At 64.9% G+C, this 15,531-nt stretch carries 18 protein-coding genes and 1 riboswitch; of the genes, 9 read left to right on the top strand and 9 right to left on the bottom strand.

Features of this window, described 5'->3' with window-relative positions; translation table 11 throughout:
* Positions 1-62: 62 nt before the first annotated feature.
* Entirely contained in the window at positions 63-1,559 is a 1,497-nt protein-coding gene (locus tag ACX5I4_RS18920) for an MFS transporter (protein WP_461838015.1), read from the top strand.
* Here ACX5I4_RS18920 and ACX5I4_RS18915 read toward each other — a convergent pair.
* On the bottom strand, positions 1,556-2,230 hold the full coding sequence (locus tag ACX5I4_RS18915; RefSeq protein ID WP_461838014.1) for an SAM-dependent methyltransferase: 675 nt from the start codon (positions 2,228-2,230) through the stop codon (positions 1,556-1,558). The two genes, ACX5I4_RS18920 and ACX5I4_RS18915, sit on opposite strands and share 4 nt — an antisense overlap.
* A 332-nt stretch (positions 2,231-2,562) precedes the next feature.
* Between ACX5I4_RS18915 and ACX5I4_RS18910 the strand changes: the two genes are divergently transcribed.
* Positions 2,563-4,296 carry a DEAD/DEAH box helicase gene (locus tag ACX5I4_RS18910; RefSeq protein ID WP_461838013.1) on the top strand — a complete coding sequence of 578 codons (1,734 nt, stop codon included), beginning with the start codon at positions 2,563-2,565 and terminating at the stop codon, positions 4,294-4,296.
* Positions 4,297-4,298: 2 nt separating this feature from the next.
* Here the strand turns inward: ACX5I4_RS18910 and ACX5I4_RS18905 are convergent, their stop codons facing one another.
* From ACX5I4_RS18905 to ACX5I4_RS18885, 5 genes are all read right to left on the bottom strand, one after another.
* On the bottom strand, positions 4,299-4,949 hold the full coding sequence (locus ACX5I4_RS18905; RefSeq protein WP_461838012.1) for an MBL fold metallo-hydrolase: 651 nt from the start codon (positions 4,947-4,949) through the stop codon (positions 4,299-4,301).
* A 36-nt stretch (positions 4,950-4,985) separates the two neighbouring features.
* Positions 4,986-6,005: an aldo/keto reductase gene (locus tag ACX5I4_RS18900; protein ID WP_461838011.1), complete on the bottom strand. Its 1,020-nt coding sequence runs from the start codon at positions 6,003-6,005 to the stop codon at positions 4,986-4,988.
* Between the two features lie 75 nt (positions 6,006-6,080).
* Positions 6,081-6,446: a DMT family transporter gene (locus tag ACX5I4_RS18895; RefSeq protein ID WP_461838010.1), complete on the bottom strand. Its 366-nt coding sequence runs from the start codon at positions 6,444-6,446 to the stop codon at positions 6,081-6,083.
* A 2-nt stretch (positions 6,447-6,448) separates the two neighbouring features.
* On the bottom strand, positions 6,449-6,763 hold the full coding sequence (locus tag ACX5I4_RS18890) for a DMT family transporter (protein ID WP_284752918.1): 315 nt from the start codon (positions 6,761-6,763) through the stop codon (positions 6,449-6,451).
* 9 nt (positions 6,764-6,772) lie between these two features.
* Positions 6,773-6,838, bottom strand: a riboswitch (guanidine-III (ykkC-III) riboswitch).
* Positions 6,839-6,916: 78 nt separating this feature from the next.
* Complete coding sequence (locus ACX5I4_RS18885; RefSeq protein ID WP_461838009.1) at positions 6,917-7,549, bottom strand: HutD/Ves family protein; 633 nt, start codon at positions 7,547-7,549, stop codon at positions 6,917-6,919.
* 133 nt (positions 7,550-7,682) lie between these two features.
* Between ACX5I4_RS18885 and ACX5I4_RS18880 the strand changes: the two genes are divergently transcribed.
* From ACX5I4_RS18880 to poxB, 7 genes are all read left to right on the top strand, one after another.
* The gene (locus tag ACX5I4_RS18880; RefSeq protein WP_461838008.1) at positions 7,683-8,279 is read left to right on the top strand and encodes a phosphoribosylanthranilate isomerase; all 597 of its coding nucleotides are present in this window, start codon (positions 7,683-7,685) and stop codon (positions 8,277-8,279) included.
* A 227-nt stretch (positions 8,280-8,506) separates the two neighbouring features.
* Positions 8,507-8,857: an ArsR/SmtB family transcription factor gene (locus ACX5I4_RS18875; RefSeq protein ID WP_461838007.1), complete on the top strand. Its 351-nt coding sequence runs from the start codon at positions 8,507-8,509 to the stop codon at positions 8,855-8,857.
* Positions 8,854-9,330, top strand: coding sequence for an SRPBCC family protein (locus tag ACX5I4_RS18870; RefSeq protein ID WP_461838006.1), 477 nt, complete (start codon positions 8,854-8,856; stop codon positions 9,328-9,330). The genes ACX5I4_RS18875 and ACX5I4_RS18870 overlap by 4 nt, the downstream gene beginning before the upstream one ends.
* 396 nt (positions 9,331-9,726) lie before the next feature.
* On the top strand, positions 9,727-9,942 hold the full coding sequence (locus ACX5I4_RS18865; protein WP_441438017.1) for a hypothetical protein: 216 nt from the start codon (positions 9,727-9,729) through the stop codon (positions 9,940-9,942).
* Positions 9,943-10,006: 64 nt separating this feature from the next.
* Positions 10,007-11,083 (top strand): ATP-dependent DNA ligase, encoded by a 1,077-nt coding sequence (locus ACX5I4_RS18860; RefSeq protein WP_461838005.1) that lies wholly within the window; start codon positions 10,007-10,009, stop codon positions 11,081-11,083.
* Between the two features lie 64 nt (positions 11,084-11,147).
* On the top strand, positions 11,148-11,549 hold the full coding sequence (locus tag ACX5I4_RS18855; RefSeq protein ID WP_461838004.1) for a YccF domain-containing protein: 402 nt from the start codon (positions 11,148-11,150) through the stop codon (positions 11,547-11,549).
* A gap of 88 nt (positions 11,550-11,637) precedes the next feature.
* Positions 11,638-13,374, top strand: a complete 1,737-nt coding sequence (gene poxB, locus ACX5I4_RS18850; protein WP_461838003.1) for a ubiquinone-dependent pyruvate dehydrogenase — start codon at positions 11,638-11,640, stop codon at positions 13,372-13,374.
* A gap of 7 nt (positions 13,375-13,381) precedes the next feature.
* Here poxB and ACX5I4_RS18845 read toward each other — a convergent pair whose 3' ends face one another.
* From ACX5I4_RS18845 to ACX5I4_RS18835, 3 genes are read right to left on the bottom strand one after another with little or no spacing between them, the layout of a single operon-like run.
* Positions 13,382-14,161 carry a 2-phosphosulfolactate phosphatase gene (locus ACX5I4_RS18845; RefSeq protein ID WP_461838002.1) on the bottom strand — a complete coding sequence of 260 codons (780 nt, stop codon included), beginning with the start codon at positions 14,159-14,161 and terminating at the stop codon, positions 13,382-13,384.
* Positions 14,158-15,027, bottom strand: a complete 870-nt coding sequence (locus ACX5I4_RS18840) for a DUF4031 domain-containing protein (RefSeq protein WP_461838001.1) — start codon at positions 15,025-15,027, stop codon at positions 14,158-14,160. The genes ACX5I4_RS18845 and ACX5I4_RS18840 overlap by 4 nt, the downstream gene beginning before the upstream one ends.
* Before the next feature lie 18 nt (positions 15,028-15,045).
* Positions 15,046-15,513 (bottom strand): SRPBCC family protein, encoded by a 468-nt coding sequence (locus tag ACX5I4_RS18835; protein ID WP_461838000.1) that lies wholly within the window; start codon positions 15,511-15,513, stop codon positions 15,046-15,048.
* Positions 15,514-15,531: the final 18 nt, after the last annotated feature.

Raw genomic sequence — 15,531 nt, 5'->3', positions numbered from 1 at the left:
CGCCGACGGAACACAAAATAAACACGACTGTATAAACGCGACTGTAGTTCTAGGCTGGGATGATGACTAGCGACGACGCGACAGCCGGCATACTGCAACGCCCCTACCTTTTGGCCACTGTAGGTTCATGCGCCCTGGTCTTCCTTGCCGCCTTCGAATCAATGGCCGTCACCACCATCATGCCGCTGGTTAGCCGCGAGCTGAATGGCGCCGGACTCTATGCCTTGGCGTTCGCAGGGCCCCTTGCCACGGGCGTCATCGGGATGGTAGCGGCAGGAAACTGGGCGGACCGACGCGGTCCGGCTGCCCCGCTGTACGCTTCGGTGGCCCTGTTCGCCGCGGGACTGCTCATCGCCGGTACCGCGGTTTCCATGCCGATGCTCGTGGCTGGCCGGCTCGTCCAGGGTCTAGGCGGCGGGGCCATGACAGTCGCACTCTACGTGGTGATCGCCCGGGTCTACCCTGCCAGGCTGCACGCCCAGGTCTTTGCTGCGTTCTCGGCGGCCTGGGTCATTCCTTCGATGATCGGTCCTTTCGCCGCCGGCGTTGTTGCCCAGTTGAGCAGCTGGCACTGGGTCTTCCTGGGCGTCGTGGGCCTGGTGGTTCCGGCGTTGGCAATGATCCTGCCCGCCATGCGCGGCATGCGTTCTGCACCGGACGTACGTTCCGCAGCGGGCCCCGACGGGGAGGGCTCCCCGAACACCGTGCCGCGCCAAGCAAAGCCCAATGCCACAGACGTCCCCTGGGCGTTCGGCCGCATGGGATGGGCCGCGCTCGCAGCCCTTGCTGTCCTCGGCCTGAACCTGTCCGGGCAGGTGCCCGACGTGGGTTGGGTGATCGCCGTCGTCGCGCTCGTCATCGCAATGCTGGCCGTGCGGCCGTTGGTTCCCCGCGGCACCCTCGGTGCGCAGCGCGGATTGCCGAGCGTCATCCTGATGCGCGGGATCGCCTCGGCCGCGTTTTTCGGCGCCGAGGTCTACGTTCCGTACCTGCTGACAGACCGCTATTCCTTCACGCCGGCTTTCGCCGGACTCGCGCTGACTGGATCGGCCCTCGCCTGGGCGGGGGCTTCCGCGGTCCAGGGGAGGCTGGGTTCCAGGCTCGGGAATGCCCGGGCTGTCCGGATCGGTTCTGCGCTGGTACTCGGTTCTGTGGCCGTTGTCCTGGTGACCACGGTGTTCGCGTGGCCCGCCGGGGTGGCTATCTCAGGTTGGCTGTTCGCGGGTGCCGGTATGGGCCTGATGTACCCGCGGCTGAGCGTCATGACCCTGGCCCTCTCCCGCACTGAGGACCAAGGCTTCAACAGCTCGGCAATGTCCATCGCCGATTCCCTGGGGGGCGCCCTCTCGCTCGCCATGACAGGACTCGTCTTCAGTGCGCTGACGACGACGGCGGCCTCCTACTCCGCCTCCTTCTCTGGCGTCTTCGCACTGACGTCGACAATCGCCGTCGTCGGGCTCATCATTGCGCCGCGGGTTGCCGCCCGGCGGCCGGGTGGTCCGGGCGCCGGAGCTGCGGAAGCGCGCCGCGCCGAGGAAGCTGACGACGTAAGGGCCTAAGACGTTCGGGTGGCCCGGAGCACGCTATCGATGGTGGTGGCGTGTTGACCGTCCGGGCCCGTCGCCACGCGTTCCCGGGAATCGGCGACGTTGATCCTCCATGAGCCGGGGCCGCGCGTGAGCGCCTCCACCAAGTCCTCGGGAGTGAAGAACTTGTCCTTCATGTCCTTGTGCCCGCTCCACGGAGTCAGGCCTTCCGGGTGATGCCCCACCACCAGCAAAGCGCCGCCTGGAGCCACGGCTGCTGCGGCGGAGGCAAGGGACTCGCGCCACGGGAGCAGCGGTGAATGAAGGAATTGGGCGGACACCAGATCGAAGCCCTCGTCCGGACGCCATGTTGCAAAGTCCCGTTGCAGCCAAGTGATCCGGTCCTGCAGCCCGACGTCGGCGGCATGGGCTGCTGCCCGTTCAAGCGCGACGGCGGAGACATCCACTGCGGTCACGCTCCAGCCATGCTCGGCGAGCCAGATGGCGTCCGCGCCCTCCCCGCAGCCCAGGTCCAGTGCGGTGCCGGGAGTCAGGCCCGTGGCCTCCGCGATCAGTTGCGGGTTGGGATTGCCGCTCCACCTCTTCGGCCTTTCCCGGTACACCTCGTCCCAAAACTGCGCTGCTCCGCCGTCGTGGTTTGGTTCGCTGTGAAGGTGGGCTCCGCCGTCGTGCTGGTGCGTCATGGCTCAAGCCTGCCCTGACGGGCCCCCGCTCGGCAACGGCGCGCAAAAAGACCCCCGTGGAAAGGCGGGCCGCTCGCGGATGCTAGAATGGACCTACTTGATGTGCAGTGATGCCCGCTTAGTTCCCCGAATTTGGCTTAACTCCAAACCCGGCGAGTGGGCTTTTTTCATGTGAGAGGCACATCCTGCGTCGATGAACGCGTTTTCTCTGGTCCCGGCCACGGCTTATTGCCTACCGGTCGATCACTGACTTTTTCCTCGGCGAACCCTTGGCCCAACCGGCGTCGGGGGACGATGTCCGTTGGACACCGCCAGAAAGACCCTAGAAACACATGACTACTTTTGCTGCCCTTGGCACGCCCAAGGCCATCGCCGAGTCCCTCGCTGCAGATGGCATCGAAGAAGCCTTCCCCATCCAGGTCAAGACCCTCCCGGATACGCTCGCAGGCCGCGACGTCCTGGGCCGTGGCCGCACCGGCTCCGGCAAGACCATCGCTTTCGCTATCCCGCTTGTGGCGCGTCTCGCCGAGCGCGAAGCCAAGCACTTCCGCAAGCCCGGCCGTCCCATGGGACTGGTCCTCGCACCGACCCGCGAGCTGGCCACCCAGATCAACGCCACCATTGAACCGCTGGCCAAGGCCATGGGCCTGAACACCACGGTCATCTACGGTGGCATCTCCCAGGCCCGCCAGGAAAAGGCCCTGCGTGCCGGCGTCGACATCGTCATCGCCTGCCCCGGCCGCCTCGAGGACCTCATCCGCCAGCGCATTCTGACCCTCGAAGCCGTCGAGATCACCGTGCTGGACGAGGCCGACCACATGGCCGATCTCGGCTTCCTCCCGGTGGTCAAGAAGCTCATGGACATGACCCCCACACAGGGCCAGCGACTGCTCTTCTCCGCGACGCTGGACAACGGTGTTGACAAGCTGGTCAACCGTTACCTGTCCAACCCGCTGACCCACTCTGTGGACGATCCCCAGGCTGCCGTCACCACTATGGAGCACCACGTCCTGGTGGTCAACGACCAGACTGTCAAGAAGCAGCTGATCGTGGAGCTGGCCTCCGGGGCCGGCCGTCGTGTCCTCTTCATGCGGACCAAGCACCACGCCCGCAAGCTCGCCAAGACCCTCACCGATTGCGGCATCCCCGCGGTCGACCTCCATGGCAACTTGTCGCAGAATGCCCGTGACCGCAACCTCGCCGAATTCTCCAGCGGTGAGGTCCGTGTCCTGGTGGCCACCGACGTCGCGGCCCGCGGCGTGCACGTCGACGACGTCGAACTCGTCATCCACGTCGACCCGCCCACAGAGCACAAGGCTTACCTGCACCGCTCCGGCCGTACGGCCCGCGCAGGTTCCGATGGCACTGTGGTCACACTGACGCTCCCCGAGCAGCAGTCCGACGTCAAGAAGCTCATGAAGGCTGCCGGCGTCGACGTCTCGTTTGAGCGCGTCACCGCCAACTCCCCGTTGGTTGCCGAACTGGTGGGCGAGGTTGCCGACAAGGTTGACCCGCGTACCCGCGCGGCGCTGCTCGCAGCGAAGACCCAGCAGCCGGGCGGCGGCACCTCCACCGGCGCCAACGCCCAGCGCAAACGGGCTCGTCGCTCCACACAGGCTGCACCCACTGCGGGTGGCCGTGGTGGTCGCGGTGGCCGCGGTAAGGTTTCGGCCGAGCCGGTACGTACCGACATCAACCGCGCGGACCGCCGCGCTGCTGCTAACGACGACGTCGCCCGCAGCTCGCGTGGACGCGGCAACGCTGCGGCCACTCACCGCAATGACGTTCCCGGTGCTCGTGGTCAAGGCGCACAGGGTGGTCGAAGCGGCCGTCCGGCGACTGGTCAGCGTGCTGCCGGCGCAAACCGCTCGGCGTCGGCTCCGCGCACCGAGTCCGCAACTGCTACGCGCAGCAGCGGCAACAAGGCTGTCTGGTCCTCGAACACCGACGGCAACTCCGGTGGCTCGTACGGCTCCGGCTCGGGCAACTCGGGTTCGGGTCGTCCGTCCCGCAGCGGCCCGCGCCGTGCCTCAGCTCCTGCGTCGAACGAGCGCCGCGGCCGCTAGGGTTACCACCCGCGCTGGCGCCATTCCGCAAGATGTGGCCGCTCCGCGCCGAGCGTCGTCGGATCTCCATGGCCAGGATGCACCACGGTGTCATCCGGGTAAGCCTCGAATAGCCGTTCCGTCACGTCGTTCAACAGCGACGTGAAGCGGACGGCATCGTTCTGGGTGTTGCCAACGCCTCCCGGGAACAACGAGTCGCCGCTGAAAATGTGCGCTGGCCCTTCCGGGTCTTGGTACACGTAGGCGATCGAGCCCGGAGTGTGTCCGCGCAAATGCACCGCGGCGATGTCGAAACCGTCGAAGTTGCCCACATCACCATGGCGCAGCGGCACATCCACGGGCACCGGCAACGCATCGGCGTCGTCCATTCCGGCGGAGGTCTTCGCGCCCGTGGCATCCACCAAACCCGGAAGCGCGCGGACGTGGTCCCAGTGCTGGTGCGTCGTGGCGATCAGGGCCAGTTTCGGGGTGGCCGTGGTGTCCGCGGCCGAGTCTTCGATCATCTCTTGGATGGCCGGAAGGTCGTCCGCCGCGTCGATCAGGAGCTGGGCGCCACTTGCCTTCGCGGTGAGCAGGTACACGTTGTTGTTCATCTCGCTGACCGAGATTCGCCGGATGGTGATGTCACGCAGTGAATGAATGAGTGAGTCCATTCGTCCACTCTACGGAAGCCGCGCGCGGCCTACCGACTACTCGCGGCCCTGCGAAACCCAGGTGGGATCCGCGGACCGTGAGCCGACGACGGCGTCCGCGGCGCCGTCGAGCACCTCCAGTTGGGCGGCACTCAACTCGAGGGACAGGGCACCCAGGTTCTCATCGATCCGGTGCGCCTTGCGCGTGCCGGGGATGGGAACCACGCTGAGCTGGAGGCGGCGGCCTTGGGCGAAAAGCCAAGCCAACGCCACCTGGGCGGGAGTTGCATCCGGGCCAGTACTCTCGGATAGCTCTGCGGCCACGGCTCGTACCGCGGCAACAACGGCCTGGTTGGCATCGAGGGCGCCGTCGGCAAAACGGGGAATGCGGTGCCGGAAGTCGTTGTCGCCGAGTTGATCGGCGCTGACGGTTCCCGTGAGGAAGCCCCTGCCAAGCGGCGAATACGGCACGAAACCCACACCAAGCTCAGCCGCAGTCGGGACGACGTTGCGTTCAACGTCCCGGCTCCAGATGGACCACTCGCTCTGCACGGCGGCGATCGGGTGCACGGCGTTGGCTTCCCTCAGCTCCTCGGCTGTCACTTCTGACAAGCCAAGGTGCCGGACCTTGCCTGCCCGGACAAGCTCTGCCATGGCCTCCACGGTTTCCACAATCGGAACGCGGAGGTCGCGGCGGTGCATGTAGTAGAGGTCGATGACGTCGGTGCCCAGGCGGCGGAGGCTCGCTTCCGCCGCTTGGGCCACGTAGGCAGCGTCTCCCCGGACATCGGTGTAGCCCTCGCGCGGGTTGCCCACGATCCCGAACTTGGTGGCCGATTGGACCTCGTCGCGGCGCTCCTTCAGCAGCTTCGCGATCAGTTCCTCGTTGTCGCCGGCGCCGTATACATCCGCCGTGTCGATGAAGCTAATGCCCGCATCTACCGCATGGTGCAGTGTCTTGAGCGATTCGGCGGGGTCCACCTCGCCATATACGGGGGTCAGTGCCATCCCGCCGAAACCGAGGGGGCTCACAGTCAGGCCATCGCCGAGCTGTACATTCGTGGTTTCCGGGCTCATGGTAGTTCTCCTTCGCCGAGTGTTCGTCTCATTGCTGGCAACTCCATAGAGCGAGGGAGTATTCCGCGCTCCGCCTCAAAGCTCGGCGGGCTCGGCCACTTCATCGCGTGTCCCCGAAGGGAGCGCCTTCAGACCGGCCGCGCAACCCACGATTCCGGCAATGAACAGCAGCTTGAGCGGGCTGGCGGGTTCGACGCCGGTGGCCATCGCCCAGCCCACCGTCAGTGCCGCGCCGATCCCGACCCAGACGGCGTAGGCCGTGCCCAGCGGAATCCACTTCACCGCGATGCCGAGGCCGATCATGCTGAGGGTCGCGGTGACGGCGAAGACCACGGTGGGGACGGCTTGGCTGAATCCGTCGGACAGACCGAGGGCCGTCGCCCACACCGCTTCGAGCACGGCGGAGGCCAGCAAAATGGCCCATGCGAATCTGGCGTCCATCGCTACGCCACCACCTTCAAGCCGACCACGCACACACCGATCCCGGCGAGCAGCAGCAGACGGGCCGCCGTCGGGCGCTCAACTTTGGTGATCATCGCGTAAGCGGCCGTGAGAACGACGCCGACTCCTACCCACACCGCATACGCGGTTCCGGTGGGAATGGTTTGCATGGCGAAGGCCAGGCCTGCGGTGCTCGCGACCACGGTGACGAGGAAGACGGCGGAGGGCAGCGGTTTGCGGAAGCCTTTGGAGCGGTGGAGTGCGGCCGCCCAGACGGCCTCGAGCGCTCCGGACAGAATGAGGATTAACCACGACATGACAGATCCTTTGGCCAGTCTTGTCGCGTGCCGGGTACTGAACCGTCGTCCGGAGGTCCCTGTGCGGGCCTTCCTTCGAGGCTAGCAAAGCCCGACGCCGGGTGGCCAGCTTTGGTGGCGAGCCTCACCAAGGGACATGTCCAGTGCTGGGACCTAGGAGTGCGCATGCTCCACGCGGTCGATGGAGATAACGGCGAGGAATCCACGGCCCAGAATTTCCGGGCTGCGGGTGTCGGAACCCACAACTGCGTCGTAGCGCGCGAGTTCGACAGGCTCGCCAGCAGTCGGTGCGGAGGTGGTTTCGCCGTCGGCGGTGTCGGCAGGCTCCGCGCCGGGGGTGACAGAAGCCTTGCCTTCCAAGAGAACTGCCATCTGACCCCCGAACACCGGGTGCGGGCGCTTCTTCGAGAGCTCGATGATCGAGGTGTAGCCCTTGAATTCGCCGGCCCGGGCGATCACGTTGAGGTCCCGGATGTCGCCGGTGGGCAACGCGCTGGAAGAGTCCGCCTCGCCCGAGAACCGGAAGGGCCGATACTTTTCCAGCGGGTGCTCTTCGCCGTCGACGGTGAGCAACAGCAACTCGCCGTCGATCACTGTGATGACGCGTTCCATGCCGGGAAACGTCGAGAAATCGCCGGCCGATCCGACGTCGGCGATGCTGACGCGCCAGTCCCACGCGCCGTCCTGCGCCGATGCTGCTTTCGGATGGCTGGCCAGTTCGCGTGTCACCCCGCCGCCGTTGCGCCACGGTTCAGGTCTGAGCTCGGCAAAACGGATGATCTCCATACGCTCCAGCCTAGCCCGAGCCCGCCTTTGGCCGGGGCAACCCCCGCGTAACATCGGCGCAACCTTCGCCCGGTTCAACAATCCCCGAGGCCCTTGCTAACGTCGTAGGGAGATAAACGGTTGGAGGCGCGGAATGTTCGTCAAAGTGTGTGGCTTGAGCACGCCGGAATCCGTGCAGGCCGCCGTCGAGTCCGGGGCAGACGCGGTGGGTTTCGTGCTGACGAAGAGCCCGCGCGAGGTATCGCCCGAGCGGGCCCGAGACTTGCTGGTCCATGTGCCCGAAGGTGTTGCCGCCGTCGGGGTTTTCCGCCACGAGGCGGCCGCCGACGCCGTCGCAACCGCCCGCGAAGCCGGTCTCGAATGGGTCCAGCTGCACGGAAGCCGCACGCCGGAAGATGTTAAGACCGTGCACGACGCCGGGATGCGGCTGATCAGGGCCGTCACCATGGGTGCCGCGCCGGAGGAGTTCGAGGAATGGGGCGAGGAACTGCTCCTGATCGATGCCGCAGTGCCGGGTTCGGGCGAGTCGTGGAACTATTCCTCGGTCCGGAAGCTCGGCCTGGGTGGGCGCCACTGGTTGTTGGCCGGAGGGTTGACCCCGTGCAACGCCGGAGCGGCAGCGCATGAAGCTGAAGCCTGGGGCGTCGACGTGTCGAGCGGCGTGGAGTCGTCCCGCGGCGTGAAGGACCTCGACCTGGTGCGGGCCTTCGTCAAGGCCGCCAAAGCCTGACGCCCCCACCCAGACGCTCGCTCACCTTTAACTCTCTTTCCCCAGACGCTCGCTCACCTTTAACTCTCTTTCGCCGAACGCTCGCTCAGACGATGTGAGCGAGGGTCCGCGGTTTTGCCCTCATAAGTGAGCGAGCATCGCAAGAAACCCTTGACAGCCGCCGTTCGCCGTCGCATATTTAACACATCGGCTAATTAGCTGAATCGTTAAATACGAAGGCACCAAACATGTCCACAGATCGGCTCAGTCTCATCTTCTCGGCCCTCGCCGACCCCACCCGAAGGGCAATTCTGGCCCGGCTCTCGGAGGGTGAAGCCACCGTGAACGAGCTCGCCGAACCGTTCGACATCAGCCTTCCCGCCGTCTCGCGGCATCTCAAGGTCCTGGAAAATGCAGGGCTGATCAGCCGGAGCCGGAATGCACAATGGAGGTCTTCCAAGTTGGAAGCGGAACCGTTGCGCGAAGCCACCGAATGGATGGACAAGTACAGACGGTTCTGGGATGCCAGCTTTACCCGCCTCGACGCCCACCTACGCAAGATTCAGCACGATTCAAAGGATCCAGGAGTCAAGCAATGAACACGGAACAGAGCACCAAGGAACAGCACGTCCTCACCATGACCCGCGAGTTCGATGCCCCACGGGAGCTCGTCTTCGAGGCCTTCATGGACCCCGACCAGCTAGCCGCATGGTTCGGGCCCGTTGGTGTTGATTCGCCGCGGGACCGGATTGTCGTGGAACCCAGGGTGGGCGGCGTCTGGCGGCTCGTCATGACCTGGGAGGAGGACGGCGCCGCCAAGGAATCGCCTATTGACGCCGTCATCACCGCGTACGATCCGCCCGCCTTGCTGGTCGCCACCCAAAAAGCAGAGCCCGACGTCGGGATCACGCTCTTGCTCGAAATGCGACTTGAGTTCGAGGTACTGGACGGCGACCGCACGCGGCTTCATCTCACCCAGGGCCCCTTTGATTCCGACGAATGGGTTGAAATGACCCGCGAGGGGTGGGGCACTTCGTTCACCAAACTGGACACCTTGCTGGTGCGGGATTAGGGACGCGGCCAAAGGGCGCCAGAAGTCAACTTGGAAGGTCGGGGCCCATCCGGGCTACACTCCACGGCGGGGACAGAATGCCATTGACTCTGGAGACCGAACGGTTCCGGAGACAGACGATCAAGCAGAATGCGACCTTTGAAAATCTTTGTTAAACCGCTCAACGGCCCTATCCGATACCTGACAGTTGCGTTTTTTGCCGCTTTGGCATTGTCTGGCTGCTCCTCGCAGGCAGGCTCCGCTTCGGCGGGCGCGCCGTCGCCCTCTTCTGGGGGCGACTCCGCATCCGCGAGTGCAAGCCCAACTCCATCCTCGGGGCCCTTTGGGGGCTTCGCCTCGGCGGCCGAGATGTGCTCCACTATTTCGCAACAGGCGACCGGAGCTTCGTTGCTGCCGATGTCTGCGGCGCAGGGAAAGACCGCCGAATTGGAGCAATACAAGGCCGAGCTTGCCGCGACGGCCGATCGAGTCCCGGACGCGCTCAAGGCTGATTTCACCAACCTCAAGGACACTGCGATTGCCGGCTTGAAAGACCAGACGGTCTACTCAAGCGGCAAGTTCGAAAAGGCGATGGCTCCCGTTACCACTTGGCTGAGCGCCAACTGCAAGTAGTCCTTTATCCACTTAAGCGAACGAACAGGTAGCGCGGTCCCGGTGCCGCGGCAAGAATGGCTTCATGCAGCTGCCAGTCATGCCCCCTGTCGCACCCATGCTTGCCAAGGCGGTTGACGCCATCCCGGACGGCGCCATGAGCTACGAGCCTAAATGGGATGGCTTCCGCTCCATCGTTTTTCGTGATGGTGACGACGTCGAAATCGGTAGTCGCAACGAGAAGCCCATGAACCGGTACTTCCCGGAGCTCATCGAGGCGTTGAAGGCAAACCTGCCGGAACGCTGCGTCCTCGACGGCGAGATCATCCTGGTCGGTAGGTCCGGTGACCGCTTGGACTTTGAAGCCCTCCAGCAACGCATCCATCCGGCGGCCAGCAGGGTCAAGCTGTTGTCCGAGCAGACGCCGGCGAAATTCGTGGCCTTCGACCTGCTCGCCCTTGGCGATGAGGACTTCACGGGACGGCCCTTCGCCGAACGGCGGGCAGCGCTTGAAGAAGCACTTGCAGACGCCGCCGCTCCCATCCACCTCACCGCGGCAACCCGGGACAAGGGAACGGCGGAGCAGTGGTTCAACCAGTTCGAGGGTGCAGGCCTGGACGGCCTGCTCGCCAAGCCGCTGGATGGTGCCTACCAACCGGACAAGCGCGTGATGTTCAAGATCAAACACCAGCGGACCGCCGACTGCGTTGTGGCCGGCTACCGGGTTCATAAGACCGGTGACGATCTTATTGGTTCGCTATTGTTGGGGCTTTATGACGACGGCGGCCGGCTTTCCAACGTGGGCGTGGTGGGATCCTTCCCGATGCACAGACGCAAGGAACTGTTCGACGAACTCCAACCCCTTGTGACTGGGTTCGATGGGCATCCCTGGGCATGGGCCGGGCAGGAGGAAGGCAGCCGGACACCCCGCAACGCCGAAGGCAGCCGCTGGAGTGCAGGGAAGGACCTGTCGTTCACGCCCCTGCGGCCAGAACTCGTTGTGGAAGTGGCTTACGACCATATGGAAGGGGAGCGGTTCAGGCACACCACGCAGTTCGTGCGGTGGCGGCCGGACAGGGATCCGGAGTCGTGCACCTATGAGCAGCTTGAGGAACCCGTGAAGTTCGATTTGTCCGCGGTCCTGGACACCGGGAAAGGATAAATCAGGGGGATTTCAGGGCGAACCCCTAGGCCACGGCCGCGTCCCGCAAGGGACAATGGAAGATATGAAAACCCTCCTCAACATCATCTGGCTCGTCTTCGGCGGCTTCGTTCTGGCCTTGGGATATTTCATGGCCGGAATTGTCTGCTGCTTGTTGATCGTCACCATCCCGTGGGGCATCGCGTCGTTCCGGATTGCCTCGTACACGTTGTGGCCGTTTGGCCGCATGGTGGTTGAAAAGCCCGGAGGTGGAGGCGTCTTCCCGCTCTTGGGCAATGTCATCTGGTTGCTGGTTGCAGGCATCTGGATTGCGATCGGCCACGTGGTCACCGCTTTCGCCATGGCCATCACCATCGTCGGGATCCCGCTGGCCATCGCCAACCTCAAACTCATCCCGGTGTCGCTCATGCCGCTGGGCAAGCAGATCGTGCCCAGCAACCGCCCGTTCGTCAGTACCTACCGCTAGCCTTCCAGGGGCCAGACATCAGGCGCCACGATCCGTTCCGGAGTAGCGTAGGCCGTGTTGCACTGCCTCCCCTCGAAAGGAACAGTCCATGTCCGCCGCTAGGAACACCGTTGCGAAGAACATCGTCGCCACCCTCAAAGCCAACAATGTCCAGCGCGTCTACGGGATCCCCGGAGATTCGCTGAACGGATTTACGGACGCGCTGAGGGAGGCAGGCAGCATCCGTTGGGTCCATGTCCGGCATGAGGAAGCCGCCGCGCTGGCAGCCGCGGCCGAGGCTGGTCTCACCGGTGAACTGGCGGTGTGCGCCGGATCCTGCGGCCCCGGCAATCTTCACCTGATCAACGGCCTCTACGACGCCAACAAGTCCAGGGTCCCCGTGTTGGCCATCGCCGCCCACATCCCCAGCGAAGAGATCGGCAGCCAGTACTTCCAGGAGACGCACCCCCAGGAGCTGTTCCGGGAATGCAGCGTTTACGTTGAGCACGTCGCGCATCCTTCCCAGATGCCCAGGGTTTTGGAAATCGCCATGCGGACGGCGGTCGAGAAACGGGGTGTCGCCGTCGTCGTCATTCCCGGTGATGTCGCCCTCGCGGAGGCGCAGGGCGAGCGGACCGCGGTGATACGGGCCGCCCGCCCGGAGATCCGGCCCAATAGCCGGGAACTCGCGGAGGCGGCGGACATGCTCAACGCGGCCGCCAAAGTCACTATCCTTGCGGGTGCCGGCACCGCGGGTGCTCACGCCGAGGTCATGGCGCTGGCGGACGCCTTGGGGGCGCCGATCGTCCACGCGATGCGCGGCAAGGAACACATCGAATACGACAACCCGTTCGACGTCGGCATGACCGGCCTTTTGGGGTTCAGTTCCGGCTACCGCGCGATGGAGAGCTGTGAGGCCTTGCTCATGCTGGGCACCGATTTTCCGTACCAGCAGTTCTACCCGGAGAACGCCAAGATCATCCAGGTGGACATCAGGGGCGAGCAGCTCGGCAGGCGGGCCCGGATCGATCTTGGCCTTGTGGGCACAGTCAAGGACACGGCGGCCTCGCTCCTGCCTTTGATCGAGCGTAAGACGAAACGAACACACCTCCAAGCTTCGCTCAAGCACTACGCCAAGTCGCGCGCCAAACTCGATGATCTAGCCTCTCCTGCGAAGGACGGCCAGCCCATCCATCCGCAATACGTGGGCAGGCTCGTGGATGAGCTGGCGGCCCCGGATGCTGTTTTCACGTGCGACGTCGGGTCCCCCACGGTGTGGGCCGCCCGTTACCTGACCATGAACGGCCGACGCCGGCTTCTCGGCTCGTTCAACCACGGAACCATGGCCAATGCACTGTCGCACGGTATCGGGGCGGCGGCTGCCTATCCCGGACGCCAAGTGGTTGCCCTGGCCGGCGACGGCGGGCTGACCATGCTGCTGGGGGAGCTGATCACCTTGGTGCAGAACAAGCTCCCGGTCAAAGTGGTGGTCTTCAACAACTCTTCGCTGAACTTCGTGGAGCTCGAAATGAAGGCCGCCGGTTTCGTCAATTACGGCACGGACTTGGAGAACCCGGATTTCGGCAAACTCGCTGAATCCCTGGGAATTCGCGGCATCCGGGTGGACAACTCCTCGGGGTTGCAGGCGGGACTGGCTGAAGCCTTCGCCCACGACGGTCCAGCCCTGATCGATGTCCGCACAGCCCGGCAGGAACTGTCCATTCCACCGGCAATCAGCGCCGAACAAGTCAAGGGCTTCACGCTCTACGCGATCCGGACGGTCCTCTCCGGCCGCGGCGACCAGCTGATCGACCTCGCCAAGACCAACATCCGCCAGATTTTCTGACCAGCACTCAAGGCCGCCCGAACGCACCATCCCTCAACAGGGCCACAGCGAATCCGGCGTCAAGTTCGGCGGCGATCTCGACGTCGTCGGCGTACCCTGCTCCGATCAGCTCGCGGCCGCTTGAACACCCTTGCAGGGCGTCACGGAGCCGCGGTTCGGCAGCGTTGAATACTGCCATTGCGGCCTCAGCTTCCGGCGAGAAACCTTCCCTGCCATCTTCCGGGGTGAAGCCGCCCCGGCCCGCGGCTGCGAGGCCTGCAATGAAGGCGCCGGCCCCGATCTGATCCTCCACAGCGGGCCGGAGCAAACCGTTGGGCCATCGCTCACCGGCCGCGATCACCGCGACCACCGAGTCAGGGGACAGTTCCGACGCCACCCAATCCGCGGTGGCGGCCGCGTTGCGCAGTGACACTGCTGCGATGAGCGGCATTTCCTGGGCGAGGTCGTGGGCAAGGGCGGAACCGTTGGGCGAAGGCAGGACGACGCGGTTCAACGTCCGCGCATCGCGAAGGCTCGACGGCGAGAGGCTCAGTCCGCCGCCTCCCCTCGGACCCGCCAGCTGCGCGCCATGGTGGGCTGCGAAGTCCTCAGCACCCGCGTCCATCCACGGGTAAGGGAACACCATGGCGCCGCGGTCGACGGCGACGCTCACGCACGTGGTGAAGGACAGAACGTCAACCACTACGGCAAGGTCGGCTCCGGACGCTATGGCACGGGCGCCGTCGAGCCCCCACTCAAACCTCACCGCGAACGGAAGCTGCCGGTGCACCATCGCCGCCACGGTCATGACAGTTCGGCCTCCAGGTTCCGTCTGGCGGCATCCAACCAAAGACCTTTCGCGCGCTCGCTGTGGAAAAGCGGATCCAAGGCGAGCAATTGGCGGACCACCGAGGCCCGGCCGACGGCAAAATCGGCATCGCTGACGTGGGCGTAGTCCTCGCGGACAGCCGTCAGGTAGCGGGCGTAAGCGGCAGGTTCCGCGCCGAGGATGGAGAGATCGGCGTCGCACAGGAGGGCGCCGGCATGGTCGTCCGGTGCGGGGTTGTGCGTGGAGGTCAGCCTGACGAGCCGGGCGACCTCATCGATCACGGACTCGGGAAGGCCCGCAATGGCGAGACGGTCCTCGGCCAACCTGGCCGATTCTTCCTCGTCCTGTCCGGCGATTCCTTCATAGACAGCGTCGTGGAACCAAGCGGCAAGGGTTACCGAGCGCGCCGGAAGTGCCGGGTCCGTGAGGAGGTCCAAGGCCTCGAGGACCGCCAGCAAATGCGTACGGCTGTGATACTTCCGGTGCTCCTCACCCCAGCGCTCCAGGAGTTCGAAGCCTAGCTCCTCATGTCCCGGCAGCGTCGAATTCCAACGCTCCAAGAGGGGTACCGTGAGGGCCTTGCTCCGCGCGCGGGCCGGGATCCGCAAGCCGCTCGCGATCAGCTTGCGCACCAGGATACGGGCCTCCACGGGGATGGCTCCGGCGGACAGGAGATCCTGGTAGCGGCGCTCCGGGACGTCGTAGTGGTCGCCGTCGAAGGCCCGCTCGGGGATTCCCGCGGCCTTGGCAAAAGCGTGCAATTCGTCGAGTGATGTGTCCGAGACCAGATGGGAAAACACTGTCCCGTGCGCGGGCCACAGCGGTGGATCAACGTAGACGGCCATGGCCTGCGCCCGGACGGACTACGAGTTCTTCTGGGTGGCTGCCGCGGAGAGCGAAGTCAGGCCCTTTTCGAAGTCGCCGCCCACCATCTTGTCCAGGTTGAAGAACAGCGCGAAGATCTTGCCGATCCCCTTCGTTTCGCTGGTCATGGTCCACGTGACCCGGGTGCCTTCGCCTTCCGGCGTAAACGTGAACTCGGTGGGGCTGACGCCCTTCATCGGCTTGGTGAATTCCAAACGGATGTTGATCTTGCCGGGCTCCTCGGAGCCAACGATTTCCATATTGCCGCTGCCGGCCCGGGCGTTGCCGCGCCAGGCATACTTTGCTCCGACCCCGGACTCCTTGCCCGAATAGGTGCGGGCCAAATTGGGGTCGATCTTCTCCCACGGGGACCATTTGGGCCATTCGTGGAAGTTGTTGACGAGGGGAAAGATCTCAGAGGCAGAAGCTGGGATAAGCGCGTTGCGCGTGACTGTAGAGGTCGCCATGTGCATATCGTACGGCGA

This window comes from Arthrobacter sp. MMS24-S77 (assembly GCF_054888235.1).
This window is presented reverse-complemented; position numbering and strand designations above follow the sequence as displayed.